This is a genomic window from Pseudomonas sp. DE0010 (genome assembly GCF_007680745.1).
Taxonomy (GTDB): Bacteria; Pseudomonadota; Gammaproteobacteria; order Pseudomonadales; family Pseudomonadaceae; genus Aquipseudomonas; species Aquipseudomonas parafulva_B.
Genome location: NZ_VEJQ01000025.1, coordinates 51,018 through 76,268 on the forward strand (window position 1 = coordinate 51,018; position 25,251 = coordinate 76,268).

Consider the following 25,251-nt stretch of genomic DNA (forward strand, 5'->3'; position numbering starts at 1 on the left):
GGTACTGGTTATACATACAGATTGGCCCATGTGACAAGTGCCGCGGGTCGGGCCGTGCCCTTCGCACCGTGACAGCATGGCCGATGCCGACTGGTAAGGTCATCAGGGATGCCCGGCGATCCGAGCCAGTCGATCGACGGCAATCTGTAGCTCTACCGGGTCATCGCCGGTCCAGCCCAGGGCCAGGTGGTGCTGAAAGCGGCTTTGCAAGCTGAAGTGCTTGCCAGGCATGGCATGCAGCGACGTGCCTGCCAGCGCCTTGCTGATGGACTCCCAATGCACAGGCTGGCGCAACCTTGCCCAGAGCAAGCCGCCGCCGTCGGGCAAACGCAGTTGCAGCTGTGGCCCGAAGCGTAACGCGAGCACGCGTGCCAATGTTCGGGTACGGCGTTGCAGCGCCTGGCGAAGCCAGGCCCACTGTGCATCCACCTCCCCCTTGTCCAACATGCAGGCCAGCGCTTGCATGCGTAAGGGTGGCAAGCGGAAAGCCCGTTCGCCAAAGCCTCTGGTCAGTGCACCGGTTGGTCCGAGCACGTAGGCATACGGGGCCTCGGGCCCAAGCACTGCCTCGAACCCACCCACCACCAACAGTTGCCTGACATCCACCCAGTCTCGCTGGCGTATGACAGGCGGGCCTGCGTGACAGAGCTCGCTGTCCAGGTCGCTTTCCAGCACCCATACCCGATAGCGTGAAAGCAGATGACCCAACTGCTGCTGGCCCGCCGAGGACATCAACCGCCCTTGTGGCGTGCTCAGACATGAGGGCAACACCACAAGCCCCACTGGCTCGCTTTCCAACAGACAGGTCAACGCATACAGATTCAGATCACCCCGAGTATCCACTGGCACCTCCAGCACGGGCACCCCGGTCCGGGCGAGCGCCTGCAGCAGCTGCCAGCAGCATGGTGAATGAACCAGTACTGTCGCATGCCGGAGTTCGAGCGCTGCCCACACCGTATCGAGCAACGCAGTGAGGTCCGGCGCCACGTGCACATCCTTGGCGCACCAGTAACGGCTGCTGGAAAGGGTGTAGCGCTCAGCAAGCGCCTGACGCAATCTCACGCTACCCGGATCCTGGCCCCAGCCCACGGCTCGCAGCCGCTGACGCGCCAGCCGGCGTTCATGGTGGTGCAAGTTCAGCTCGAACAGCGATGGCTCGAATACCGGCGGTTGCCGGGGCACGATGGCCACTTCGCTGCTCGACGCACTGTGCACGAAATAGCCCGATCTGGGCAGGCGCTGAACACGACCGGCTTCCTCCAGCAGGTTATAGGCGTGCTGAACAGTGCCCAACGACACCCGCAGCCTCGAAGCAAGGCCACGCAGCGAGGGCAAACGCTGTCGTTGGCCGGGCGGCGATTGATCGATGAGTGCTTCGATGTACCGGTAGACCTTGCGGTAGGCGAATTCGCGATGCGGGGCCTGCGGCATCACGACCACTCCACGTCACTGCCCTGCGCCGGCAATGGCGCCTGACACAGCAGACGCAGGTTGATGTCACGCCTGGCCAGGTGCCTCAACACGCGCATGGCCGAGGCAGGCAAGCTGGTTTCATACACGGCCCGCAGCTGTGCAACAGGCAAGCCACTGACATTGACGAGCCAAGCCTTCACGGCCTGTGGACATGGCTCCCCGCGCAAGGCGTAGTGCAAGTAGGGCAATGCCACCAGCATGTCGGTATGCCGGCACCTGAGGTAGCGCTCCAAATACTCACCCCTGCGAGCGAAAGGTGCAAACAGCAGGCAAATCAACTGATCGTGACTCAACCCCAGCACGCCGCCCGCCTGCTTAACGCGGCCCCGGCCAGGTTTGTCTACCTGACTTTTGAGCGACAATGCGGGCCTGCACCCCAGGCTTTGCTGAGCACGACCCTGCAATTGGCGCACCTGCGCCAACGCCTCAGGCTCCACGAAAGCCCCCAATGGATAGGCATTCTCTGGCACTGCACACGCATTGCCGAGCATTGCTTCGAGTTTTTGCCCTTCAAGCAAGTCTGCCAGAAGCTCATCGATCGCCATGACCCGCAGTGGCGTACGTGCCTGCACCTCCCGGCCTGCCGGGATGGTTTCCTGGCAGCCAACACCCTCCAGCCGCCTTGACAGGTGACTGAGCCCGTCAGCCAACGCAGCCAGGCAATGCTGCGCCTCGGGCAAGCCACTTTCGCCTGCAAGGTGCAGGATGCGCCGGAACCAGGCCAGAAAACGATGCCGCTCTCGCGCCGGTATTGCCGTGATCATCACGTCGACAGGTGTTTGGGACTGCACGGCCTCACTGAATGTGGTTGCCAGGTCCAGATAAAGCCAAGCGCCTAGCAACCCCTCAGGCCTGGTCCCTGCCAGATGCCCCAACAGGAGCATGGCAGTGCTGGCCGCAGGGGCGTCGTCTCTGCTGGGCACCCAGTCTCGCGAAAAGGGTCTGACCGCCCGGCCTTGGAACATGAGTAACTCAACGCGTGGATCATCCTGCAGGAACAAGGCATTGAACGCACGCTCGTGAGCGATCAGGGTGTTGAAACTGGGAGCGGGCTGACTGATCACCAACACGCGCAACTGGAAGGTGACCGGCCCGCGTGCGGCGATGCTCAATTGCGCAGCCCGAAGCATGGCTAGTAACCTTGCACTACGGCGGTCGTTGCCATGCAGAACCAATACACGGAATGTCCCGATATATTCAGCACCTCCGGCAGCTATCAGCAATCGCTGAATCAACAACTGCAAGGACGCACGTTGTGATTGGGACATATGATTCAACAAGCGCTCCAGCACTTGCCGATAGATATGATGCATTGCCTGATCGTGAATAGCCGTCACGATATTACCTCGTCCAGTTCATGCGGCCAGTCGATGCACAAGCACTTGGCATCGACCGGCCCGGGGTACTCCGAAAGGTCGCTACAGTCCACGCACAATGAAGTTCACCTTCACTGTCGACACACTCCGGAAACCCTCACCGCATGCCCATGGCACACCAGCCCTTCACGCCATTGCCCAGCCAGCTCAGCCCTGCTCATATCACGCTCCTTGCGTAAACTGTCATTGCGCCATTATCGATATACAACAGAAGAATTAAAGATACAGATCAGGGGAAAAAAAGTAGTCAGCGATGATGAAATGACAGCTTGACCTTGAAACTTGGAGACTTCAATCAAAGATAAGAGGCGAAATATTTCTGCAACTCCAGAACACTGAAACTTAATGTAGTATCAGTCTTGGTCCATTGTAGGAATTATCCTTTTCTAAACATCATGCGCAGGATTACCGGCCACTGGCCGAAGCGAGTAAAGAGCCAGGCACAGTCAGCCGTCGCCGGCGATCATGCCGACGACGGCTGACTGTTGGGAGGGGTATGTGCGATCAAAGCCTGATGCGGCTGGCAGCGACGTCTATATGCTGCAGATGCCACCTAGTGAGCGAGTCATCAGCAAGCGGCATGTCAGGCTGGCGTAAGGTCCAGAACCACGCGCCCGCCGCAAGGGCACTGATCCATGTAACGATGGGCGTCTACCACTTGCTCGAACGGATACACCTTGATGATCTGCGGCGTGAGCAGCTTGTCGGCCGTGAACTGATTAATGTCGCGCAATGCCCTGTGCAAGGCCACCTGGTCCTGGCTGATGCCCAATTCAGGCTTGCCCGTGAAATTGCCAATGCAGTGCACGTAGAACTGAATGTTCTTCTGGAACGCAGCACAGGCCGGGAATGGGGTCTGGTTGCCGCCTTGCAGGCCATACAGCACCAGGCTGCCACGCGGGGCCAACACATCACCGAGCAACGACATCTGCGGCCCGCCCAGGCCATCGAGCACCATGTCTACACCGCGACCTTCGGTGTACTTGCCTACCTGCATCACCAGGTCCTGCTCCTCGGTGACGATCACTTTGTCAGCGCCCAGGCCGAGCAGATAGTCACGCTGCTCGCCATCCTTGGTTGCGGCAAACACCGTCAGCCCAAGCGCCTTGCCCAGCTGCACGAACGCCGGGCCCGCGCAATGACTGGCATCGGTGACCAGTGCCGTCTGCCCACTTTTTGCACGGGCCAGATCGACGTACGCAAAATAGGCGATCAGCAGCGGCGTGTAGTGCACGCTCGCTTCGATCGGTGTCAGCACCTCGGGATAGCGGGTGATGGCTGAACGGGGCAAGACGATGACGTCACCGTACACCGGGTGATCGTTGGCACTGGTGGCCGGGAAGCTCGCGACCCTGTCACCGACCACGATGTCGTCGACCGCCTCGCCCACCGCCGTTACCACGCCGGCCATTTCATGACCTATACCGGCTGGCAGCCGTGCACGGGAGGACGCCAGGTTCTGGCGCCAGAGCACGTCGTACCAGCTGACACCGATCGCCTCGACGCGGATTTGCACCTCACCGGCGGCGGGCATCGGCTCAGCCTGCTCCTCGCAACGGAGCACATCCGCAGCGCCGAACTTGTGGAACCGAATCATGCGGGACATCGCCTACCTCGCCTCGTGAAACATCAATTACCACTGACTCTATCCGGGCTTTACCCATCAGACCAGCCGCGGTCATTAATAGTCGACATGCCTGTCATCGATTGGGCCCTGCATTTTCCCTGCAATTGGCCCCCTGGATGGGTGCAGGTTACCAGCCTTTGGCCTTAATATTCACCCCTGCTCCTTTTCTGGCGAAGCGCCCCGATGAATCGAAACGACTTGCGTCGCGTAGACCTCAACCTGCTGATCGTGTTCGAAACGCTCATGCACGAGCGAAGCGTGACCCGTGCAGCGGAAAAGCTGTTCCTCGGCCAACCCGCCATCAGTGCCGCCCTGTCGCGCCTGCGCAACCTGTTCGATGATCCGCTTTTCGTGCGCACCGGGCGCAGCATGGAGCCGTCCGCCCGCGCCAACGAAATCTTCGCCCTGCTCTCGCCCGCGCTGGATTCGATTTCCACGGCCGTCAGCCGTGCTGCCGAGTTCGACCCGGCTACCAGCAACGCCGTGTTTCGCATCGGCTTGTCGGACGATGCCGAATTCGGCCTGCTGCCGCAATTGCTCAAGCGCGTACGCGCCGAAGCGCCAGGTATCGTGCTGGTGATACGGCGCGTCAACTACCTGTTGATGCCCACCTTGCTGGCCTCCGGTGAAATTTCGGTCGGCGTCAGCTACACCAGCGAACTCCCTGCCAATGCCAAACGCAAAGTGCTGCGCCGCAGCCGACCCAAGCTGCTGCGGGCCGACAGCGTACCGGGCAGCATCAGCCTCGATGATTTTTGTGCAAGGCCCCATGCCCTGGTGTCGTTCGCCGGGGACCTGTCGGGCTTCATCGACGAAGCCCTGCAGGCGCTTGGACGCAAGCGCCACGTGGTCCTGGCCGTGCCGCAGTTCAATGGCCTGGGCAGCCTGCTGGCCGGCACCGACATCGTGGCCACCGTGCCCGATTACACGGCCGATGCCCTGACGGCGGCCGGTGGGTTACGGGCTGAGGAGCTGCCGCTGGAGGTGCGCAGTTTTGAATTGCACATGGCCTGGCGTGGGGCGCAGGACAATGATCCGGCGGAGCGGTGGTTGAGGTCTAGGATACAGATGTTTTTTGGGGATCCTGAGAGTCTTTAAAGGCTTCGGGCATGCTTGTTAGCTGATCATTTCTGGCTTTTTCCAGCTTCGACTAGCCATTGACTTCCAGTTAATTGCTCAATATTGGGCATATGAGGGCACGCTTTGTATAGTTTGCAAAGGATGCTTCCAGTCAACGATCCAACTGTAAGGAGCCGGCGACCACACCTTCCCGATTCCACCGCCGAAGGCAATGGTATAAATCATGTTGCGGCACTATTGAGCGGCCTCCCCCCGTATGCTTGACCAGCAGAAAACCAGGATTGACCTTGTAAGGATTATTCCTTACCCTTCAATCAATACATCCGGGAGAACACTCATGCCTGCTATTCACGAAATCGCAACGCTGACCTCGAAGGGACAGATCACACTACCCAAATCCGTTCGCCAGCTTTTGGGCATTGACACTGGTGGCAAGATTGCATTCGACGTACGCGACGGTGAAATCGTGGTCAGCCGCGTAAAAACCACCCACGAAGACCCTGCCATCGCTGCGTTTCTCGCTTTGCTGGATGCTGATATTCGAAGCGGCCGCCACCTCACTACCCTGCCGGAAGACTTGGCGCAAACCATGCTCGCCAACGCAAACCACTCCGTTAACCTGGACGAAGAGATCGACGGTGAGGTCGCGATCTGATGCTGCGACATGGCTGGACACTGTTGTTCCATGAAGGTGTGACTCTACAGCTACGCAAATTGCAAGAAGCCGCCGCCCGGGCCGAGCAAAACGACCCGCAGGGTTTTGAAAGTAACGCCAACGTGAAGCTGTTTCGGGCATTGAGCCATCTGATCATGGAGGCTGTGCCTGCCGACCCAGGCCATGATGATTTCCGCCAAGGCAACACGCTGGGCACCGTCTACCGACATTGGCGCCGTGCAAAAATCGGCAGGCGCTTTCGGCTGTTCTTTCGCTACGACTCAAGGTCCAAGATCATCGTCTATGCATGGGTCAACGACGAAAACACCCTACGCTCCGCAGGCAGCAAATCCGATCCCTACGCCGTATTCGAGAAGATGCTGGGCCGCGGCAACCCTCCGGATGACTGGGATGCGCTGACTGCTGCGACGCGTAGCGACTGGAACGAGCCCAAAGCATAAATTGTCAAAACCACGCTATTGGCTTTCCATTTCCTGACTCTACCCACTACTCACGGACACCTGCCGGCCTGCCAAAGCCTTGATGCGTAAGGACTACAGTTCCTTGAAACGGTGACGCGGCTTTCCGGGCACTGGCAACCGGATGCTGTAGATATTGCCCGCCGCCGGATAGTCCGTGTGCTCGGCCGCCGACATGCCAAATTTGGCGGTGGTAACGAACAGGGTACGCATATCCGGTCCGCCAAAGCAGCAACTGGTGGGCCGTGGCACCGGCACCGGCAAGGTCTGCAACAGCATCCCATGGCGGTCGTACTGCAGCACGCAGCCTCCGTTGAATTGGCAAACCCATAGGTTATCCTCTACATCCAACGCCAGGCCGTCCGGTCGGCCCAGTTGCTCCGGTGTCCGAGCGAACACCGACACCTGTTGCAGGTAATTGCCGTTCGCCGAGTAAGGAGCGCGGTAAAGCGTGCGGGCTACCGAGTCGACGAAAAACAACTCGTCGCCCTCACTTGCCCACGCAAGTCCGTTGGGTAGACTGAGACCGTCCAGTATCACCGAGGCGTTCAGGCCGGCATCGTATCGATAGAGCTTGCCCGTATTGGCGCTGTGACCTTCATCCATCAAACCGGTGATGAAGCGACCCTGTGGATCGCACGCACCATCATTGAAGCGATAGGACGACAATGTAATCGCCAGCTTTGAGTTCTGGGTGACCCGCAGGCTGGTGCGGTCCAGGATGGCAACGCCAGCATTCTGGGAGAAAATCAGGTTGCCCTTTTCAGTCAATGCCAGTGCGCCAATGCGCGCAGGCGACTCATACAGTCGCGTCAGTTGCCCGTGCAGGTCCAGCGCATTGATCTGGCCGCCACTGATGTCGACAAAGAGCAGGCACTGATGGGATTCATCCCAGACCGGGCTTTCACCCAGGTCGGCCTGGCACGGTGAGAACAGTTTGAACGCTTCCTGGGTAGGCATGTTCAACGCTCCTTGATGTGGTCCCAAAGCTGGGCAACTTGCTCGGCACTGGTGGCCTTCACTCGGGCCAGATCGACCGGATAATCCACACCTGGATTTTCGACAAATCGCGTCGCCGTAAATTGGCCATTGCTGGCACGCAGGACATAACCGGTATCCTGGCACTGCTGCGACGCCAGGAACACCACGCCGGGCGTCACCCATTCAGGCTTGAGGTTCTCCGGTTCACCCGTCACGCCCCACATGCGGGTCTTGGCCACTGGAGATACCGCATTGACGAGAATGCCGGCTTCGGTGCCTTCCATGCTTAGCGCATTCATGATGCCCAGTTGAGCCATCTTGCCGGCGGCATACGCCACCAGGCCCGGTTGGGCGTATTGCTGGTACATCGCACGGTCGGACGAGGTCAGCACGACCCGTGCGGCAGCGGACTGTTTGAGATGTTTCCAGGCATGTTTGCATAACCACACGGGGGTATAGATGTTGATATCCACCGCGCGACCAATGAATGTCGCATCAGCCTCTTCAATCGCTTGATAACCGACCCAGCCGGCGTTGTGAATCAAGATATCGAGTTGGCCAAATGCCTCGATGGCCGTTGCCACCAATTGCTCGCAACCCTGCTCACCGGACAAGTCCCCATGATGCCCCAACACGTTGAAACCTTTGTCCCGCAAAGCTTTCGCAGCCTCCAGGGCGATGGAGCCATCGCCCCCGGCGCCCAGCTTATCTGCGCCGATGTCACTGATTACCACATTGGCGCCCAGTGTCGCCAATGCATGCGCATAACTAAAACCGAGCCCTCTGCCAGCACCCGTTACAATGGCGGTCTTTCCTGTAAAGTTCATGGGCTGTTCCCTTCTGAGTACCGCCCCACTTTAACAACGAATATTTGCGCTGTTTAATACTAACGGCGGCGCAAGTTGATACTTGATTCGTATCAAGTTGGTGTTCAATCAAAATAATTTCTTGACGATTACTCACCTGAAAGCCTCCTCGGAAGCCACGCCACGGCATTGCTCTCTAGTCGAGCGCCTGTTTACCGGTATCATTGCCACACCCCGCCCTCAGATCAGTTCAGATGAAGGAACAGAAGAAATGATCGAAACCCGCCTGTTACGCCAATTCATCGCCGTGGCTGAAGAGCTGCATTTCCACAAGGCCGCTGTTCGCCTGCACATGGCCCAGCCCCCGTTGAGCCAAGCCATCAATCGGCTAGAAGACAAATTGGGCTTCAGTCTGTTCACGCGCAATAAGCGCGGTGTCAAGCTGACCCCCGCTGGCAGTGCATTCCTGAGTGCGGCCTACAGCACGTTGAAGGCGCTGGAGCTGGGCATCGAACACGCACGCCAGGTGTCCGAGGGCATTGCTGGCAAACTCACGGTGACGGCGGTGTCCATCGCCTATTACGAGTCACTCCTCAGTACCCTGCGCCAGTTCCGCGAGGCTTACCCCAAAGTCCAACTGATCATCAAGGAGATGCCTTCTTCCAGCCAGGCCAAGGCCATTTTGTCGGGAGAAGCGGACATTGCCTTCATGCGCAAGTTGCCGATCTCGGCGGAAAACGTCGAGTCACGCCTGTTGCTGGACGAAGAGATCGTGATGGCCCTGCCCGCCCACCACCCGAAGGCAAAGGGAGGGCAGATCGACCTGAGGGACTTTGCCGGGGAAGACTTCGTATTTACCCCTGAAGCGCTGGGCACCGGCTATCACAGCCAGCTGATCGCCTTGTGTGAAGCCGCCGGTTTTTACCCCAAGGTGGTGCAGGAGGCCGCGCAGATTCATACCTTGATAGGCCTGGTGGCCTGCGGTTTCGGCGTTGCGTTGGTGCCTGAGTCGATTGCCGATTCGATCATGCGCGACAAGGTAGTGTTCCGTCGTCTCTACCCCGTGACCGCCTCCTCCAACCCGGCCATCGGCCTGTACATGAGCTGGAACGTCCACAACGAATCACCGTTGCTAGACAGCTTCATTTCCATGCTCGACTTCAACGTCCCTCCCCAGGTCGAGGGGATGCTGGCCGATCAGGTCAGTTAGAAAGCCAGCTGGTAATCCTGGACCCATGCGGCAAGAAACCATCCAGTTGATATTCAAGGATAGGTCGTACTCCAGTGAATGGCATCTACCGACCGTTACTTGCTTTCAGCCAACCCTACACACCGCTCAACCCTTCCCTTTCTTCTTGATCTTCTTCAAGCGAGCAGCTGCTTTCTCGACCGTCGCCTTCTTCTCAGAGCGCTTCATGTTTCGCCAGCCTTTAATTTCCTCCTTGCTGCGCCCACAGCCCGTGCACACTTCATGCTTGAGCTTGCAGCTCGACACGCAAGGGCTTTCAATCTCTTTGGCCATTGAAGGGTTCCTGGTCAGTAGCAGCACAAGTCTGCGCGAGGGCGCGGTTCGCTAGATAGGTTGGACATCCAAAGCTCGCACATGATCCTGTGCACCAGTCACTGCCCCGCATCCCCCTCGCTGAGGGTACGACCAAAGCCCTTGCCCGCCAGCCAGTGCAACACCGCCCCCAATCCCAACAACGCCCCTGCCCTCAGCCAGTTCTCGAAGGGCTGCTGACCCAGTACCAGCAGGCACGACAGGATACCCAACACAGGCACCACCGGATGCACCGAGAAATGCTCGGCATCGACCTTGTCCTTCTTGAGCACCAACACCGCCACGTTCGTGCTCAAAAAAACGAACAACAGCAACAGCACGACGGTTTCAGCCAGCACTTCCAGCGAGCCAGTAAAGGTCAGCAGGATGGCCAGCAGCGTGGTCGCGGCTATCGCATAACCAGGGGTACCGCGGTTGGGTAGCACCTGACCCAGCATGCGCGGCAGCATGCCATCACGGGCCATGCCCCAGGTCAGACGGCTGGCCATGATCATGGTCAACATGGCGCCGTTGGCCACCGCCACCAGGGCGATGATGGCGAATACGCCGTGGGGCAGCCCAAGTTCTGCGTTGTGCACGATGTCCATCAAGGGCGTCTTGGCGTCGATCAGTGCTTGCACTGGCATCACCAGCGCGGCGCCGGCGCCGACTGCCAGGTAAACCAGGCCGGCCACCAGCAAGGCCGCGAACAGCGCGCGCGGGTACGTCCGGCGTACGTCCTTGATTTCCTCGGCCAGGTTGGCGGAAGTCTCGAACCCCACGTACGAGTAGAACGCCAGCAAGGCGCCGCCCAGTATCGCGGTAGCCGGGCCCTGTTCGCCGAAGTCCAACAAGCGGGCAGGCTCGGCCTGCCCTTGGCCGCTCAGCACCGCCACCGCGATGATCACCAGCACCAAGCCGCTGAGTTCGATCAGGGTCATGACCAGATTGGCGCTTAGCGACTCCTTGATACCCCGGGCGTTGAGCATGGCCATTAGGACCAGAAACAGGGGCGCCAGCACCGCCGAAGGCCAGTCGATGAACACGCGCAGGTACTCCCCTGCAAATGCCAACGCCAGCCCGGCAGCGCTGGTGATGCCTGCGGCCAACATGGCGAACCCCACCAAGAAAGCCAGCAAGGGCGAGCCGAACGCACGCCGTGCAAACACGGCCGCACCGCCGGCCCGGGGGTATTTGCTGACCAGCTCGGCGTAGGACGCCGCCGTCAACAGGGCGAAGAACAGTGCCAGGGCCAGCGGGGCCCAGATCGCGCCACCGGCCCGGTCGGCGATGGCGCCTGCCAGCGCGTATACGCCAGCGCCCAATACGTCCCCGAGGATGAAGAACACCAGCAACGGCAGGGTGATCACGCGTTTGAGTGAGGCAGTTGCGTCGCTGGCCATCATGGCACTCCATTCGTCTGGGCAATGGCGCTGTGACTGAGCACCTGCGCGCAAGGTTCAGTGCCCTTGCCCAAGTGGCGCGCCAACCCCACCGTCCCATGGACTTAAGTTCCCTGACCTGCGCTGCCATTCGTCGACTAATCGAACATTGCAAAAAACCTTGCCAGCACGGGTTTCCTCTCACAGGTGATAGCCGAAACATCTGCCAACAAATACGGGACGCTCACATGGCCAGGGAACCGAAAACGGCAAGCCGACTGCTTTGGATAATGGCGCTAGGCACTGTGGCACTCCAGCTCTCGGGCTGCGACATGGTGTTGTTCAACCCCAAGGGGCAGGTGGGGGTCGAGCAACGCAACCTGATCATCCTCGCCACCCTGCTCATGCTGATCGTGGTGATACCGGTGATGATCATGGCGCTGGTGTTTTCAGTGCATTATCGCGCCTCGAACGAAAAGGCCCGCTATACCCCCGACTGGAGCCACTCGCGGCTGATCGAAGCGGTGGTATGGGGCGTACCACTGGCCATCATCATCGTGCTGGGCGTCGTCACCTGGCGCTCGACCCATGCGCTGGACCCGTACCGGCCGCTGGCATCCGATACCCCTGCGCTCAAGGTCCAGGTCATCGCCATGGACTGGAAGTGGCTATTCGTCTACCCCGAACTCGGCATTGCTTCGGTCAACGAGATGGCGATGCCTGTGGACACGCCCGTCGACTTCAGGGTGACTTCCGACGGGGCCATCACCTCGTTCTTCATCCCAGCCCTGGGTGGCCAGATCTACGCCATGGCCGGGATGCAGACACGGCTGCACCTGATCGCCAACCACGCAGGCGACTACACGGGGATAGCCGCCAACTACAACGGGCCGGGGTTCTCGGACATGCACTTCAAGGCGCTGGCCCTCGACCCGGCAGGCTTTGAAGAGTGGGTCGAAGGCACACGCGCTGCCGGGCGCCAGCTCGACGGGGCTGCCTACACGCAGTTGGCCAAGCCCAGTATTGCCCACCCGGTAGAACATTACGGCCAGGTCGAGCCGCACCTGTTCCAGTCGCTGATCGACAAGTACCAGGGCGTCAACCGCTCCCGCGAGGTCGAGCGCCGGCTTGGCGATTCCCAGGGCGAGAGCCCCCAAGGCAGCAAGGAGTAAGACCATGTTCGGAAAACTGACCTGGGATGCCATTCCCCTCCACGAGCCGATCATCATGTACACGCTGGCCGTCGTCGGGCTGCTGGGCCTGGCGGTCGTGGGGGCCATTACCTATATGGGCAAATGGAAATACCTGTGGCAAGAGTGGTTCACCACCGTGGACCACAAGCGCATCGGCGTGATGTACATCGTCGTCGCCCTGGTGATGCTGCTGCGCGGCTTCGCCGACGCGTTGATGATGCGCACCCAGCAGGCCATGGCCTCGGACGGCTCGCCCGGCTACCTGCCACCTGAGCATTACGACCAGATCTTCACCGCCCACGGGGTGATCATGATCTTCTTCATGGCCATGCCGTTCGTGGTCGGGCTGATGAACGTGGTGGTACCCCTGCAGATCGGCGCACGCGACGTGGCCTATCCATTCCTGAACGCCGTCAGCTTCTGGCTGTTCGTCTCCGGCGCTGTACTGGTCAACCTTTCGCTGGGCATTGGCGAATTTGCCCGCACAGGCTGGGTGGCCTACCCCCCGTTGTCAGGCATCGGGTACAGCCCCGGGGTGGGGGTGGACTACTACATCTGGGCGCTGCAGATATCCGGGGTCGGCACCCTGCTCACCGGGCTGAATTTTTTCGTCACCATCTTGAAGATGCGTACCGCCGGCATGACGCTGTTCCGCATGCCGGTGTTCACCTGGACGGTATTGTGCACCTCGATCCTGATCCTGGCTGCCTTTCCCATCCTCACTGCCACCTTGTTCATGCTCACCCTTGATCGCTATTTGGGCATGCACTTCTTCACCAATGAACTGGGCGGCAACCCCATGATGTATGTGAACCTCATCTGGGCCTGGGGCCACCCTGAGGTCTACATCCTCATACTCCCAGCGTTCGGTATCTTCTCGGAGGTGGCCTCGACGTTCTCGCGCAAGAAGCTGTTCGGCTACTACTCCCTGGTGTGGGCGACCATCGTCATCACGGTGCTGTCGTTCATCGTCTGGGTGCACCACTTCTTCACCATGGGCGCCGGGCCCAACGTGAATGCGTTCTTCGGCATCATGACCATGATCATCGCCGTGCCCACCGGGGTGAAGATCTTTACCTGGTTGTTCACCATGTACCGGGGCCGAGTGCGTTTCGAGACGCCAATGCTGTGGACGGTTGGCTTCATCGTCACCTTCAGCATCGGGGGCATGACCGGGGTCCTGCTGGCGGTGCCTGGGGCGGACTTCCTGTTGCACAATAGCCTGTTCCTCATTGCCCATTTCCACAACGTGATCATCGGCGGCGCGGTCTTCGGCTACCTCTGCGGCCTGACGTACTGGTTCCCCAAGGCCTTCGGTTTCAAGCTCTACGACCCCTTGGGGCGTGCTGCCTTCTGGTGCTGGTTGGCTGGGTTTTACTTTGCCTTCATGCCGTCCTACTTCCTTGGTTTCATGGGCATGACCCGGCGCCTGAATCACTTCGACGTACCCGAGTGGCGGCCCTTGCTGCTGCTGGAAATGGTCGGGGTACTGATCATCCTGTGCGGCGTTGCCTGCCAGGTCATGCAACTGGTGGTGAGTATCCGCAAACGTCATGAGAACCGCGACACCACAGGCGACCCATGGGACGGGCGTACGCTCGAATGGGCGACCGCTTCGCCGCCCCCGTTCTACAACTTTGCCGAACAACCGGTCGTGGGCGGCATCGACGCGTACTGGGGCATGAAGGAGAAAGGCGTGAAAACCTTGGCCGAGATGGATTTTCGCAAGATTCACATGCCTTGCAACACCAGCCTTGGCCTGGTGCTGGGCGTTCTGTCCACGGCGCTGGGCTTCGCGTTGATCTGGCACATCTGGTGGTTGGTCATCGCCAGTTCACTGGCAGTCATCGCCACCCTGATCGTGCGCAGTTACGACCCCGATACTGACTACTACATCCCGGCCGAAGAGGTCGAACGGATGGAAACCGAGCGGCGCCAACGGCTGGCGGAGGCCTGAATCATGTCCCATGTCGTGCACAACGAAACGGCCCGCGAGCAGGAGCATGGCCACGAAGACGCAGGCTCCCTGAGCCTGTTCGGCTTCTGGGTCTACCTGATGACCGACTGCATTCTGTTCGCCACCCTGTTCGCTACCTACGCGGTGCTGGGCCAGTCTGTGGCAGGTGGGCCCAGCGCGGCGGACATCTTCGAACTGCCCTATGTGCTGGTGGAGACGTTCCTGCTGCTGTTGAGCAGCATCACCTACGGCTATGCGATGCTCGCCAATCACCGTCAGGACAAGCGCTGGGTATTGCGCTGGCTGGGCGTCACGTTTCTCCTCGGCCTGGGCTTCATTGCCATGGAGGTCAACGAATTCCATCAGCTGATCAGCGAGGGCGCAGGCCCTGAACGCAGCGCGTTTCTGACGGCGTTCTTCACGTTGGTGGGCACCCACGGCCTGCATGTGCTGGTGGGGTTGATCTGGATGGCCCTGTTGATGATGCAGGTCCATCAACGCGGCCTGACCTGTGTCAATGCCACACGTTTGAGCTGCCTGAGCCTGTTCTGGCATTTCCTGGACATCGTGTGGGTATGCGTGTTTACCGTCGTCTATCTGTTCGGGGTGATCTGATGAATCGTCAAAGCCATGTGCCTAGCAGTGCCGGCGCTAGCCAGAGCAGCCACCGTTCCTACAACACAGGGTTCGTCCTGGCCGCCCTGCTCACACTGCTTCCCTTCGGGCTGGCCATGTACCCCAGCCTGCCGCGTCACCTGACGTTCATCGCTGTGCTGGTGTGCGCCCTGGTTCAGATCGTGGTGCACATGGTGTTTTTCCTGCACCTGACCACAGCGCGAGAGCAGCGTTGGAACCTGGTCGCGCTGGTGTTCACGGTGGTGATCATCACGCTGTTGGTGGGGTTGTCGCTGTGGATCATGTACTACGTGCACTACAACATGCTTGGGTTATGACACCTGCCACAACGCTGGCGGGCGCGTCTGCGCAGCGCGCATGACGCGCCGTGGGGGTCACGGTTGCTGGTAATGGCCCGGCGAAGTACCGGGTTCGTGTTCATGCTCCTGACGTTGAACCTGCACATCGGTGAACGCCGATGATTGCGCGCCCAACGCGCCTTGCAGATGCTGCCGGGCCGCCTCTTGGCTGAGTTCAGGATCATCCGAATGCGGCTGAAGGATCACCTGCCGGAAATTACCCGGGCGTTCCTGGCGCGCTCGGCTGATCCTGACGCCGAAGCCAAGCGCTAGCCTGACACTCGGCGTGGCAGCCTTGCCTTTTGGGGTTAGGTGTAACACGGTCATGCCGCACGGCGATAACGCCATGCACAGGTGCTTGCAACACCCAACAGCAACACTGCCCCGGCTGCACCCAAGGTAGCCGGGGCGCCAACCCGAGCAGCCAGCAGCCCGGCGGCCATTCCGCCCAGTGCCTCGAAGCCGAAGCGCATGGCGATGTAGAACGCAATGACACGTCCGCGCAGATGGCCTGGCGCTTGGCTCTGCAGCTGCATGTTGGTGCTTACATTGCTCAGCGTGATGCCGAAGCCCAGCACCACCAGGGCAAGCAATGCCAGCTGCAACTGCCCCGCCCAGCACAAACCCAGTAGTGCCAGGGCGCAAAGCCCTGCGCCCATTTCGATGAACTGGCGAAGGCGAGGCAAGGCTCCGCCCACCGCCAGCACCAGCGTGGCCACGAACGCGCCCGCGCCCGCCGCGCCCCAAAGCCAGCCCAGCACCCGTGCGTCACCGGCATACACACTCTTGGCCAGGATCGGCAGGAGCGCTGCATAGCAGGACGCCAGGAGGTTGACCATGATGACGTTGAACAGCAATTGCCTGACGCCTTGCTCGCGCCATAGATAAGCGAGGCCCTCACGGAACACCTGGGCGGTGGAACCTGTAGCCCGAGGGCTGGCTTTGGCTTGCACCTTCAGCAACCCAACGAGCAAGGCGGTGAAAGCAACGGCGGTCAAGGCAAAGCACGCCGCCTCCCCTGCCACGGCAATCAAGCCACCGGCCAATGGCGGGCCGACGAAGCGGGCCGCGTTGATGAGCATCGCGTTTAGCACCAGCGCATTGGGAAGGTCGGCCGGGTCATCCACGAAAGAAGCAATCAAGGCTTGGCGCAGTGGCGTTTCGACGGCGTTGAGCAAGCCCAGCAGCAACGCCATGGCGGCGATGAAAGGGCCATCTACCCAATGCGCCCAGGTGGCCAGCCCAAGCACGGCTGACTGCACCACCAGTATCGACTGGACGACGATCAGCAATCGGCGTTTGTCATGGCGATCGATCCAGGCGCCTGCCAGAGGACCGATGACCAGCTGCGGGGCGAGGGAAAGGAAGGTGATCAGCCCCAGCAATACGGCTGAACCGGTCAGGTGATAGGCCAGCCAGGACAGCGCGACTTGCTGAACCCACTTGCCCAGGGTGGAAACACCCTGGCCTGCGAAGTAAACCTGGAAGTTGCGATGGCCCAATGCGCGTACCGCAGAGGGCCAACCGGTACGAGGGGGCGGCGTCAGGTCTGACAAGTGAGCAAGTCCTCAAATGAGAAGCCGCCGCCATTGAAGGATCTTGCTCGTACCACGTACGGGTCGATCCTCAGCCTGGCAGCAGGCAGCCTTTCTTTTTCAACGATTCCAGGACCCAGGAGCGGTCATTGGTACCTTGGGCGATGTGTTGCATTTGCGCTGTTTCGGCAGCGTGCTTGGCCGTGGCGCGTTGGTAAACCTCTGCGACATGGGCATAGGGTACGCACAGCAAGCCGTCATCGTCACCGATGATCAGGTCCCCAGGTTCGATCACCATGCCATCGATGGCGATTGGCACATTGATCTCACCCGGTCCGTCCTTGTAAGGGCCGCGGTGGGAAACACCGGCAGCGAAAAGGGGGAAGTCACCGGCCTTGATGCTGCCAGCATCGCGGATTGCACCGTTGATGACGATGCCGGCTACACCACGCTTCACAGCGTACGCCACCATCATCTCGCCGATCAGTGCATTGGTCAGGTCGCCGCCAGCATCGACCACGATCACATCCCCTGGCTCGGCGATGTCGATGGCATAGTGCAGCATCAGGTTGTCACCAGGGCGGGCCTTGACTGTCAGCGCCGCGCCGCACAGCACACCTTCCCGGTGCATGGGGCGCAAACGCGCACCACCGGCCGTCATGCGATTCATCGAATCGCTGACGTTGGCGACCGGCACCTCGCGGTAGCGCGATATCCACTCATCACCGATTTTGCGCGTGCGCTCAAGCACCTGGAAACCAATGCTCATGTGACATTCCTCTCTTGGATTTATTGGGCACGCTCACAGCAAACCAGAACGCCATTTCAGAATTGCATTTCATTAAACGTATTTCAAGCATTTTAAATGACGCTTATCGCAGAATCTGACTGATGATAAAACTACTGTTGCAACGCCGTTTCATTATGCTAGGTTATTGGTGAAAGCACGCAGTGCAGTCCTACCGTCTTGAACAAAAACAAGGTATCGACGATGTCCCGTACCCTTCTGCTGACAGGTCCGGCGCTGGCCGACGAAGCGATGCGCCTGGCCGAACAACACGCCATCCGCGTTATCCCCACCACGCCCTATCTGCCCGAGCAAGAGCTCGAAGCGATCATCCGCGCAGAACAACCCGATGCCATCATCGTGCGTCAAGGCAGCCTGACCCGCGCCATGATCGACGCCTCCAGCGCATTGAAAGTGGTGGCCAAGCATGGGGTTGGCTACAACACCATCGACATCCAGGCCGCCGCCGACCGCGGTATTCCTGTCTCCATCGCCGTTGGGGCCAACGCTCAGTCAGTGGCCGAGCACGCCTTTGCGTTGATGTTCAGCGTCGCGCGCCAGACCGCCTTACTCGATGCGCGCATGCGCGAAGGCCACTGGGACAAGGCCACTGCCAACGGTATGGAATTGGCGGGCAAGACCTTGGGCCTGGTGGGCCTTGGCTCGATCGGCGCGATCCTGATGGACTTGGTGGCGCCGCTGCGCATGAAGGTCAAGGTTTACGACCCTTACCTGCGGCAGTTGCCCGTGCGTGACCACGTAGAGCGCGAAGAGGATTTCGATCGCTTGCTGGCCGATAGCGATATCATCAGCCTGCATTGCCCGCTCACGGACACCAACCGCAACCTCATCGGCGCCCAGCAACTTGAGCGCATGCGTCCCGGCTCCATCTTGATCAATACCGCACGTGGCGAGCTGGTCGATACCGATGCCCTGGTGCATGCGTTGAGCGAACGGCGTATCGGGGGTGCCGGCCTGGACACCTTCCACCCCGAACCGCCTCCGGCCGACAGCCCGCTGTGGGGCCTGCCAACCCTGGTTGCCACGCCTCACATCGGGGCTAACACCAGCGAAGCCCGGGACCGTGTAGGCCTGGTTGCCCTGCAGCAAATCCTCGATGCCTGGGACGGCAAGGCCCTGGACCCGCGCTGTGTGGTGAACCGTCACCTGATCGATAACTGATTGCACCTGCGCCGGCGTGTCCGGCCGCACGGACCACTGCGTAACTCCAGAAAAAAAACAATTGGAGAGCACCATGAAACCAGCCTCAACCCCGCCCAGCGAGCTCGAACGCGCCACCATGCGCCGTGTTGCCTGGCGCCTACTGCCTTTTCTGATCATCTGCTACCTGATCGCGATCATCGATCGCGGCAACATCGGCATGGCATCGTTGCAAATGAACCAGGACCTGGAGTTGTCAGCCAAGGTCTTCGGTTTCGCCAGCAGCTTGTTCTTCTTCGCCTACTTTCTGGTGGAAGTACCCAGCAACCTGGCCATGCAGCGCTACGGGGCGCGCATCTGGATCGCGCGCATCATGATCACCTGGGGGCTCATCTCCGCAGGTACCGCCTTCGTGCAAGGCGCCAACTCGCTGTACGTGATGCGCTTTCTGCTGGGCGCTGCCGAGGCGGGGTTCTTCCCTGGGGTGTTGCTCTACCTCACCTACTGGCTGCCGTCGGCGTATCGCGCACGCATGGTGGCGCTATTCATGGTCGCCATTCCCGCCGCCAACTTCATCGGCTCGCCAATTTCGGGGCTGCTCTTGAGCCTGGACGGCTGGTTGGGCATGCGCGGCTGGCATTGGCTGTTCATCCTCGAGGGCATCCCGGCGGTGCTGCTGGGTATCGCCTGTCTGTTCGTACTCACCGATCGGCCTGAACAGGCCAAATGGCTGAATGACGAGCAACGCGGCTGGCTGACCGGGCGGCTGGCCGAGGAACGAGCGCAGAAAACCACCATCGGTCATATCTCGCTGTGGAAGCTGCTGCGCCACAAGGACATCTGGGTGCTTGCGCTGATCTACTCGGGCGCCTCGGCGGCCGGCAGCACCATGAGCGTCTGGGCGCCACAACTGCTCAAGACGTTCGGCCTGAGCTCCATGGAGATCGGGCTGGTGAACGCAATTCCGTACGGCGTTGCCTCGATCCTGATGGTCATTTGGGGTCGCAGCTCCGACCGCACCGGTGAACGTCGCTGGCACACCGCGATGACCATGTTGCTGATTGCGGCCGGCCTGCTGATGACCCTGTTCACCTCGTCGCTGCCGGCCACGGTGGTGATGCTGACCATGGTGCTGGTGGGGGCCTACTCCATGAAAGGCCCGTTCTGGGCACTGGTATCGGGCTGGTTGTCCTCCTCTACTGCAGCCGCTGGGCTGGCTGCAGTCGGCGCCATGGCCAACCTGATCGGAGGTGGCTTGATGGTCAACGTGTACGGCGCCATCCATGACGCCACTGGCAGCTATGCCCTGGCACTGATGCCACTGGCGGCGCTGTGTACGCTGGCCGGGGTCATGGTGTTGGTCATTGGCCGCAAGCGTCAGCTGGAACAGGCGCAGGCCGCAGGAACGCTGGCTGCCAAGTAGAAGCCGCTTGGCGCTCGATTGGCGTCCATGGCACGCACAACGTGCCATGGAGCCGGTGAAACCGGTGCTCGACGGCATCGGGCTGCTCGCGGCGCGGGTGAATGAGTTGGGCTGGCACGTACAAATGGCCACAGGCCGGCTGCTGGCAGATATCGCCCCACGGCTGGCTGCGCTGCCTGGCAAGGTAGTCATTGATCACATGGGGCACGTACCGCAACCCGAGGGTGTTCTATCGCCTGCCTTCAAGGCGCTGGATGGGCTCATGCAACAGGGACGGACCTGGGTCAAACTTTCTGGTCCCTACCTGCGTTCCAAAACGGGCGCTCCGCATTTTGAGGATGTGGGCACGGTGGCACGCAGGTTGATCTCACATTACCCTCAACGCCTGCTATGGGGCAGTGATTGGCCGCACCCCACCCAGTCTCTGCAGAACAAGCCTGACGATGCCGCATTACTGGATGTCTTGCTTGACTGGGCATCGGATGCCCAGGTTCGACAGCTGATCCTGCGGGATAACCCCGTGGACCTGTACGGCTTCGCCTAGCGCTCGCGCTTAGCCTCGCACAACTCGGATCGCCTACACATCGATGCTCTACACACTGGCGCCGCCGCTGCTCAGGCGACGGCGCCAGTGAACTCAGAGCGATTCGCCGTCGTCCTCGATATCCATCTCAGCCTCAGCTGCTTCCGTGGCATCCGCGTCATTGAGCGCAGGGGAAGTGGGTTTCAACGGATCGTTGATATACGGCACATCGCTTGGGCCTTTCTCTTCAGTGCCCGCGGTTTCTGGTTGCATGGCGTACTCTCCTCGACTTACAGGCTCGGCCCTTTGAAACCGGGCTCATGGATTGGGCAACCATTGTGCTGCCCACGAAAATTTGCCGACATTTCATAGGCCGGCTTTCGCACCCGCATCACGCCGCCCAACGGCCTGTGCGCCGCCAGGCCATGCCAGGGGCTGAACGCCATGCCGTCGTCGATACGGCGCACATTCTCTTCGCTCCACGCGGCTTGAGGCTTGATCTCCAAGGTGGCCACAGTCACATAGGGGCTAAGCGCCTCGGGCCACTGCCTGGATGCATCTTCGATCGGCATCTGTTCCAGGTCCGTGCCCAATTGCACCCGGAGTTCCCAGACACCACCCTGGCTTGCAAAAAACGCCTCCACCGCGTGGCGCAGCCCGTCGGTGTCGTCTTTGAGGTCCACGGCCTGATCGGTCAGCGCAGTCAAGCCCGTCGACACGGGCACCACCGCAAGTTTTGCGTAGTAAGGGCCATAGAGCACAGGTACGACGGTGCTGAAGCTTTCGCCAAGAATGTGAGTTTGAGGATGCCCGCCAAGGCTTTTGAGCGTGCCGCTCTCGCCGCCAAACGCTTCGACCACCTTTTCTGCACCGCGCAGCACGGCGGACAATGCCTTTTTGGTACCCGGGGCTTTGTCAGTGGTCTTGGCGAGCATCTTCAACGTCTTGAGAAACGCCTTGGGATCTGGCGCGGTAAAGGCTTTGGCATTCTGCATGACAAAGTCCTGCGTGACTTGCCCCTCACTGCCTGGCAACCGCGGGCCTTGCACGCCAACGATCTTGAGCGCCAGCCCCCGTGGGGTGGAAACCTTGTCGTCGAGGATGTCACCTGGGTTGGTGGAAAACCGCAGGTAGGCATCGAACTCACCGGGTGTGGCGAAGGCTCCTTGGGCGAGCTGCGCAGGCAGCCCCGGCGCCACCTTCAGGGTGCCGCGCAATAATCCATGTGCTTTGGCATGAACGCCCCGATTGGCGTGACCATTATCATTGAAGGTGATCTCCATGATCTGACGCAGCGTATCCTGCAACGCCTGGCTGGTCTGTGCCTCATCCTCGGGAATCTGCTCAAAACCGGGCTCGAAAGGCAATGGCACTACCACGGCGGAGTCATCGGGCAGCTTGTTCATTACTAAGCTCCTGTCGTCTCGGGACGAACAATGGAATGGATTATCAACGTATAGCCTTCAGGGCCCTGCATGGCCCAACCTTCCGAGCGCTCAATTGATCTGATCGTGCGCCGGCACTGCCTTGCTCAGCTCATCAGCGGACGGCTCCACCTTGTGCAGCGTAACCGGCACGCATTTGGCGGCGGGCACCTTGCTTCGTTCAGCGTGATGCCACAGCGGGATCAGGGGATTGCACTCGGGGTAGTAAGCGCCGGCGCAACCCTCGGGAATGTCATAGGCGATGATCTGCAAAGGACCCACTTCTCGCACCACCTGGGGCTCGACAGCGGTGCGTAGCAGCACCCAATCGCCTGCAGCCAAGCCCAACCGAACCACATCGCTGCGATTGAGGAACACGACGCTGCGGGTGCCTTTTACGCCGCGGAAACGGTCGTCATAGCCATAGACGGTGGTGTTGAACTGATCATTGCTGCGCAGCGTCATCAATTGCAGCACATCATGCGCCGAGACAGCGGGCTGCAAGTCGTCGTCCTCATCAAGCCGCTGGGGCGCCACGAACTGGGCTTTGCCAGACGCGGTCTGCCACTCCCGCTTAGCCGCGGGCAAGGGCCTATGGAAACCACCGTGCTCCCACATGCGGGTCTCCATGTCGTGAAATATCTCGGGATAGACCTGGCTGATCGCTTTGCGGATCAATGCATAGTCGTGGCGCCAGGCATCCCAGTCGATAGCAGTACGCTGACCTAGAGTGGCCTCGGCCAACCCGGCGATGATCGCCACTTCGGAACGCAGTTGCTCGCTCGCCGGCTCATTGCGGCCCTGCCAGGCGCGGATGCAGCCGGTACTGTCCTCAGTGGTATAGACCTGCTCCACCCCGTCCTGACGATCAGCTTCGATGTGCCCCAGGCAAGGCAATAACCAGCCATGTCGTCCGGGGAACAGATGCGTGCGATTGAGCTTGGTGGCCACCTGGACGTTCAGCGTCAGCGTCTGCCAGGCCGCTTCCATGCGCTGGGTGTCGGGGATCGCCCGCAGGAAGTTGCCACCCAGGCCGATGAAGGCCTTGACCTTACCCTCGACCAGCGCCTGGCAGCAGTCCACCGTGGCCATGCCTTTGTTCGGCGGGACCTGCACGCGAAACAGCGCTTGCAGTTTTTCAGCCGGAACCTTGGCCGGGTCTTCTGTGATACCGACCGTGCGCTGGCCCTGCACATTCGAGTGTCCGCGCACTGGACAGATGCCTGCGCCAGGCTTGCCAATGTTGCCGCGCAACAGCAGCAGGTTGACCAGCATCTGCACGTTGTCGACACCCCGTCGGTGCTGGGTCATGCCCATGCCGTAGATGATCATGACCTTACTGCTGCGGGCATAGACGGTGGCTGCAGCTTCCATGGCAGCGCGCCCGAGACCGGACTGACGCTCCAGGGTCGCCCACTGATGGCCCTGAACTTCCTCTCGCAGCGCATCCAACCCATCGGTGTGCGCCTGGATGAACGCATGGTCGAGAACGGCCGGCTTGCCCTCCTCATTTGCTTGCTGCTCCATCGCGAGCAGGGCCTTGATGATCCCCATCACTGCAGCCAGATCGCCCCCGACCCTGACCTGGTGATATTGAGTGCTGATCACGGTCGAGTCAGGCCCCAGCATCTCACTGGGAGACTGTGGATTGACGAAGCGCTCGAGCCCCCGCTCACGCAGTGGATTGAAGGTGATGATGGGCACATCGCGCTTGCGCGCTTCCTGCAACGGGTGAAGCATTCGCGGGCTGTTGCTGCCCACGTTCTGGCCGAAGAAGAAAATGCAGTCGGTGTGTTCGAAGTCTTCCAGCGTGACGGTGCCGACAGGTACGCCGATACTCTCCTGCAGCCCGACCGATGTACTCTCATGGCACATGTTCGAGCTGTCCGGGAGGTTGTTGGTGCCATAGGCACGGGCGAACAGCTGGTACATGAACGAGGCTTCCAGCGACGCCCTGCCCGAGGCGTAGAACACCGCTTCGTCAGGCGTCAGGGCCTGCAGCTGTTGGCCGATTTGCTGATATGCCTCTGCCCAGGTGGTGACCTGGTAGCGATCGCTGGTCGGGTCGTAGCGCATGGGGTGGGTCAACCGGCCTTGCTGCTCCAAGGCGTAATCGGTCCATGTGCGCAGCGCTGACAGGGTATGGGTGGCGAAGAATTCCGGGCCGGTGCGGTGGCGGGTGAGTTCCCAGGCCGTGGCCTTGGCGCCGTTCTCGCAAAATTCCAGCGCGTGTGGGTTGCCAGGCTTGGCCCAGGCACAGCTGACGCAGGCGAAGCCGTTGGGTTTGTTTTGCCTGACCAGTGCCATGGGTGCCGTGGTAAAGGCTTGTTCACGCCAGAGTATGCTCATGACAGAACGCGCCGACCCCCAACCGCCTGCTGCATCTTTATAGGGCTTGTATCGCGCTTGAGGGTGGATGAGCGACATGGCCGCCTCGCTGTAGTTATGTCTGCATATTTCGAGGTGGAGTGGGAGATGGAAGTTCAAGCGGGCATGGTGTCTGCTGGCCGGGTGGAGACGGATGAGAGCTTGTTAAATAGGTCCGCCGCAGGGTGGCCCTGCTTCTAAGATATACCCAATAAATGCCGAGGGCCGCTGTGCGGCCCATCGCGGCCGGTCCGGCGCCCTGGCAAGACCGCTCCTACATTGGGAATGAGGCTACCTGTGAACAATGTGCAATGTGGAGTTGTGCAACCTAGCTATGCTCAAAAACTTATTCTTCCAGCGTAATTGCTGTTGCTGTTGCTGTTGCTGTTGCTGTTGCTGTCGCTGTTGATCTTGCTTTGGCTTTTGATCTGGCTTTTGATCTTCGCGACTTCAGAAGGCCGAACGCAGGTCTTGCGGAGGGAGGTGACAGGCATGGATGCCTGTCAAG

Annotated in this window: 24 protein-coding genes; 11 read left to right on the forward strand and 13 right to left on the reverse strand. The window is 60.4% G+C overall.

Features of this window, described 5'->3' with window-relative positions:
- Window positions 1–102: 102 nt before the first annotated feature.
- The 3 genes from FS767_RS17880 to FS767_RS17890 form a co-directional block, all read right to left on the reverse strand.
- The gene (locus tag FS767_RS17880; protein WP_144967115.1) at window positions 103–1,431 is read right to left on the reverse strand and encodes a GntR family transcriptional regulator; all 1,329 of its coding nucleotides are present in this window, start codon (window positions 1,429–1,431) and stop codon (window positions 103–105) included.
- Complete coding sequence (locus FS767_RS17885) at window positions 1,431–2,810, reverse strand: hypothetical protein (RefSeq protein ID WP_144967118.1); 1,380 nt, start codon at window positions 2,808–2,810, stop codon at window positions 1,431–1,433. Before FS767_RS17885 ends, FS767_RS17880 begins: the two co-directional genes overlap by 1 nt.
- 622 nt (window positions 2,811–3,432) lie before the next feature.
- Complete coding sequence (locus tag FS767_RS17890) at window positions 3,433–4,455, reverse strand: zinc-dependent alcohol dehydrogenase family protein (protein WP_058605122.1); 1,023 nt, start codon at window positions 4,453–4,455, stop codon at window positions 3,433–3,435.
- A 204-nt stretch (window positions 4,456–4,659) separates the two neighbouring features.
- Between FS767_RS17890 and FS767_RS17895 the strand changes: the two genes are divergently transcribed.
- The 3 genes from FS767_RS17895 to FS767_RS17905 all read left to right on the forward strand — a co-directional run bounded on the left by FS767_RS17895 (window position 4,660) and on the right by FS767_RS17905 (window position 6,672).
- Complete coding sequence (locus FS767_RS17895) at window positions 4,660–5,574, forward strand: LysR family transcriptional regulator (RefSeq protein ID WP_058605121.1); 915 nt, start codon at window positions 4,660–4,662, stop codon at window positions 5,572–5,574.
- A gap of 319 nt (window positions 5,575–5,893) precedes the next feature.
- Window positions 5,894–6,211, forward strand: a complete 318-nt coding sequence (locus tag FS767_RS17900) for a type II toxin-antitoxin system PrlF family antitoxin (protein WP_144967120.1) — start codon at window positions 5,894–5,896, stop codon at window positions 6,209–6,211.
- Window positions 6,211–6,672 (forward strand): type II toxin-antitoxin system YhaV family toxin, encoded by a 462-nt coding sequence (locus tag FS767_RS17905; protein ID WP_144967122.1) that lies wholly within the window; start codon window positions 6,211–6,213, stop codon window positions 6,670–6,672. The genes FS767_RS17900 and FS767_RS17905 overlap by 1 nt, the downstream gene beginning before the upstream one ends.
- 93 nt (window positions 6,673–6,765) lie before the next feature.
- Here the strand turns inward: FS767_RS17905 and FS767_RS17910 are convergent, their stop codons facing one another.
- Window positions 6,766–7,650: an SMP-30/gluconolactonase/LRE family protein gene (locus FS767_RS17910; RefSeq protein WP_144967124.1), complete on the reverse strand. Its 885-nt coding sequence runs from the start codon at window positions 7,648–7,650 to the stop codon at window positions 6,766–6,768.
- Window positions 7,651–7,652: 2 nt separating this feature from the next.
- Entirely contained in the window at window positions 7,653–8,498 is an 846-nt protein-coding gene (locus FS767_RS17915) for an SDR family NAD(P)-dependent oxidoreductase (RefSeq protein ID WP_144967126.1), read from the reverse strand.
- Between the two features lie 250 nt (window positions 8,499–8,748).
- On the opposite strand from FS767_RS17915, the gene FS767_RS17920 reads away from it, so the two are divergent.
- Window positions 8,749–9,687, forward strand: coding sequence for a LysR family transcriptional regulator (locus tag FS767_RS17920; protein ID WP_144967128.1), 939 nt, complete (start codon window positions 8,749–8,751; stop codon window positions 9,685–9,687).
- 126 nt (window positions 9,688–9,813) lie between these two features.
- On the opposite strand, the gene FS767_RS17925 is transcribed toward FS767_RS17920, so the two are convergent.
- The gene (locus tag FS767_RS17925; protein WP_058605120.1) at window positions 9,814–9,999 is read right to left on the reverse strand and encodes a DUF1289 domain-containing protein; all 186 of its coding nucleotides are present in this window, start codon (window positions 9,997–9,999) and stop codon (window positions 9,814–9,816) included.
- Window positions 10,000–10,097: 98 nt separating this feature from the next.
- Window positions 10,098–11,420: an APC family permease gene (locus FS767_RS17930; RefSeq protein ID WP_144967130.1), complete on the reverse strand. Its 1,323-nt coding sequence runs from the start codon at window positions 11,418–11,420 to the stop codon at window positions 10,098–10,100.
- A gap of 269 nt (window positions 11,421–11,689) precedes the next feature.
- Between FS767_RS17930 and cyoA the strand changes: the two genes are divergently transcribed.
- The 4 genes from cyoA to cyoD are packed head-to-tail and all read left to right on the forward strand — an operon-like array spanning window position 11,690 to window position 15,502.
- Window positions 11,690–12,571, forward strand: a complete 882-nt coding sequence (gene cyoA, locus FS767_RS17935; protein ID WP_178102747.1) for a ubiquinol oxidase subunit II — start codon at window positions 11,690–11,692, stop codon at window positions 12,569–12,571.
- 4 nt (window positions 12,572–12,575) lie between these two features.
- The gene (gene cyoB / locus FS767_RS17940) at window positions 12,576–14,549 is read left to right on the forward strand and encodes a cytochrome o ubiquinol oxidase subunit I (protein WP_144967134.1); all 1,974 of its coding nucleotides are present in this window, start codon (window positions 12,576–12,578) and stop codon (window positions 14,547–14,549) included.
- Between the two features lie 3 nt (window positions 14,550–14,552).
- The gene (gene cyoC, locus FS767_RS17945; RefSeq protein ID WP_144967136.1) at window positions 14,553–15,164 is read left to right on the forward strand and encodes a cytochrome o ubiquinol oxidase subunit III; all 612 of its coding nucleotides are present in this window, start codon (window positions 14,553–14,555) and stop codon (window positions 15,162–15,164) included.
- Entirely contained in the window at window positions 15,161–15,502 is a 342-nt protein-coding gene (gene cyoD / locus FS767_RS17950) for a cytochrome o ubiquinol oxidase subunit IV (protein ID WP_371921600.1), read from the forward strand. Before cyoC ends, cyoD begins: the two co-directional genes overlap by 4 nt.
- A gap of 57 nt (window positions 15,503–15,559) precedes the next feature.
- Here the strand turns inward: cyoD and FS767_RS17955 are convergent, their stop codons facing one another.
- The 3 genes from FS767_RS17955 to FS767_RS17965 all read right to left on the reverse strand — a co-directional run bounded on the left by FS767_RS17955 (window position 15,560) and on the right by FS767_RS17965 (window position 17,827).
- Window positions 15,560–15,850 (reverse strand): hypothetical protein, encoded by a 291-nt coding sequence (locus FS767_RS17955; protein WP_205885151.1) that lies wholly within the window; start codon window positions 15,848–15,850, stop codon window positions 15,560–15,562.
- A complete protein-coding gene (locus FS767_RS17960) occupies window positions 15,847–17,079 on the reverse strand; it encodes an MFS transporter (RefSeq protein ID WP_144967138.1) in 1,233 nt (410 codons plus the stop codon). The genes FS767_RS17955 and FS767_RS17960 overlap by 4 nt, the downstream gene beginning before the upstream one ends.
- Window positions 17,080–17,149: 70 nt before the next feature.
- On the reverse strand, window positions 17,150–17,827 hold the full coding sequence (locus tag FS767_RS17965) for an RraA family protein (RefSeq protein ID WP_144967139.1): 678 nt from the start codon (window positions 17,825–17,827) through the stop codon (window positions 17,150–17,152).
- A gap of 222 nt (window positions 17,828–18,049) precedes the next feature.
- Between FS767_RS17965 and FS767_RS17970 the strand changes: the two genes are divergently transcribed.
- The 3 genes from FS767_RS17970 to FS767_RS17980 all read left to right on the forward strand — a co-directional run bounded on the left by FS767_RS17970 (window position 18,050) and on the right by FS767_RS17980 (window position 20,973).
- Window positions 18,050–19,027 (forward strand): hydroxyacid dehydrogenase, encoded by a 978-nt coding sequence (locus tag FS767_RS17970; protein WP_144967141.1) that lies wholly within the window; start codon window positions 18,050–18,052, stop codon window positions 19,025–19,027.
- 73 nt (window positions 19,028–19,100) lie between these two features.
- Window positions 19,101–20,429 carry an MFS transporter gene (locus tag FS767_RS17975; protein WP_144967143.1) on the forward strand — a complete coding sequence of 443 codons (1,329 nt, stop codon included), beginning with the start codon at window positions 19,101–19,103 and terminating at the stop codon, window positions 20,427–20,429.
- Between the two features lie 46 nt (window positions 20,430–20,475).
- Window positions 20,476–20,973 (forward strand): amidohydrolase family protein, encoded by a 498-nt coding sequence (locus tag FS767_RS17980; protein ID WP_144967145.1) that lies wholly within the window; start codon window positions 20,476–20,478, stop codon window positions 20,971–20,973.
- A gap of 93 nt (window positions 20,974–21,066) precedes the next feature.
- Here FS767_RS17980 and FS767_RS22895 read toward each other — a convergent pair whose 3' ends face one another.
- The 3 genes from FS767_RS22895 to FS767_RS17990 form a co-directional block, all read right to left on the reverse strand.
- On the reverse strand, window positions 21,067–21,225 hold the full coding sequence (locus FS767_RS22895; protein ID WP_165919269.1) for a hypothetical protein: 159 nt from the start codon (window positions 21,223–21,225) through the stop codon (window positions 21,067–21,069).
- Window positions 21,226–21,242: 17 nt separating this feature from the next.
- Entirely contained in the window at window positions 21,243–22,358 is a 1,116-nt protein-coding gene (locus FS767_RS17985; RefSeq protein WP_144967147.1) for a catalase family protein, read from the reverse strand.
- Window positions 22,359–22,448: 90 nt separating this feature from the next.
- Window positions 22,449–24,803: an FdhF/YdeP family oxidoreductase gene (locus FS767_RS17990; RefSeq protein WP_144967149.1), complete on the reverse strand. Its 2,355-nt coding sequence runs from the start codon at window positions 24,801–24,803 to the stop codon at window positions 22,449–22,451.
- Between the last annotated feature and the right edge of the window lie 448 nt (window positions 24,804–25,251).

Bases quoted from the DNA above. Each gene is read 5' to 3' on its own strand.
- FS767_RS17890 (WP_058605122.1), bottom strand. From the start codon at position 4,455: ATGTCCCGCATGATTCGGTTCCACAAGTTCGGCGCTGCGGATGTGCTC.
- FS767_RS17985 (WP_144967147.1), bottom strand. From the start codon at position 22,358: ATGAACAAGCTGCCCGATGACTCCGCCGTGGTAGTGCCATTGCCTTTC.
- FS767_RS17980 (WP_144967145.1), top strand. From the start codon at position 20,476: ATGGAGCCGGTGAAACCGGTGCTCGACGGCATCGGGCTGCTCGCGGCG.
- cyoA (WP_178102747.1), top strand. From the start codon at position 11,690: ATGGCGCTAGGCACTGTGGCACTCCAGCTCTCGGGCTGCGACATGGTG.
- FS767_RS17880 (WP_144967115.1), bottom strand. From the start codon at position 1,431: ATGCCGCAGGCCCCGCATCGCGAATTCGCCTACCGCAAGGTCTACCGG.
- FS767_RS17990 (WP_144967149.1), bottom strand. From the start codon at position 24,803: ATGTCGCTCATCCACCCTCAAGCGCGATACAAGCCCTATAAAGATGCA.
- FS767_RS17955 (WP_205885151.1), bottom strand. From the start codon at position 15,850: ATGACCGTGTTACACCTAACCCCAAAAGGCAAGGCTGCCACGCCGAGT.
- FS767_RS17910 (WP_144967124.1), bottom strand. From the start codon at position 7,650: ATGCCTACCCAGGAAGCGTTCAAACTGTTCTCACCGTGCCAGGCCGAC.
- FS767_RS17905 (WP_144967122.1), top strand. From the start codon at position 6,211: ATGCTGCGACATGGCTGGACACTGTTGTTCCATGAAGGTGTGACTCTA.
- FS767_RS22895 (WP_165919269.1), bottom strand. From the start codon at position 21,225: ATGCAACCAGAAACCGCGGGCACTGAAGAGAAAGGCCCAAGCGATGTG.
- cyoB (WP_144967134.1), top strand. From the start codon at position 12,576: ATGTTCGGAAAACTGACCTGGGATGCCATTCCCCTCCACGAGCCGATC.
- FS767_RS17965 (WP_144967139.1), bottom strand. From the start codon at position 17,827: ATGAGCATTGGTTTCCAGGTGCTTGAGCGCACGCGCAAAATCGGTGAT.
- FS767_RS17975 (WP_144967143.1), top strand. From the start codon at position 19,101: ATGAAACCAGCCTCAACCCCGCCCAGCGAGCTCGAACGCGCCACCATG.
- FS767_RS17895 (WP_058605121.1), top strand. From the start codon at position 4,660: ATGAATCGAAACGACTTGCGTCGCGTAGACCTCAACCTGCTGATCGTG.
- FS767_RS17915 (WP_144967126.1), bottom strand. From the start codon at position 8,498: ATGAACTTTACAGGAAAGACCGCCATTGTAACGGGTGCTGGCAGAGGG.
- cyoC (WP_144967136.1), top strand. From the start codon at position 14,553: ATGTCCCATGTCGTGCACAACGAAACGGCCCGCGAGCAGGAGCATGGC.
- FS767_RS17900 (WP_144967120.1), top strand. From the start codon at position 5,894: ATGCCTGCTATTCACGAAATCGCAACGCTGACCTCGAAGGGACAGATC.
- FS767_RS17970 (WP_144967141.1), top strand. From the start codon at position 18,050: ATGTCCCGTACCCTTCTGCTGACAGGTCCGGCGCTGGCCGACGAAGCG.
- FS767_RS17925 (WP_058605120.1), bottom strand. From the start codon at position 9,999: ATGGCCAAAGAGATTGAAAGCCCTTGCGTGTCGAGCTGCAAGCTCAAG.
- FS767_RS17920 (WP_144967128.1), top strand. From the start codon at position 8,749: ATGATCGAAACCCGCCTGTTACGCCAATTCATCGCCGTGGCTGAAGAG.
- FS767_RS17930 (WP_144967130.1), bottom strand. From the start codon at position 11,420: ATGGCCAGCGACGCAACTGCCTCACTCAAACGCGTGATCACCCTGCCG.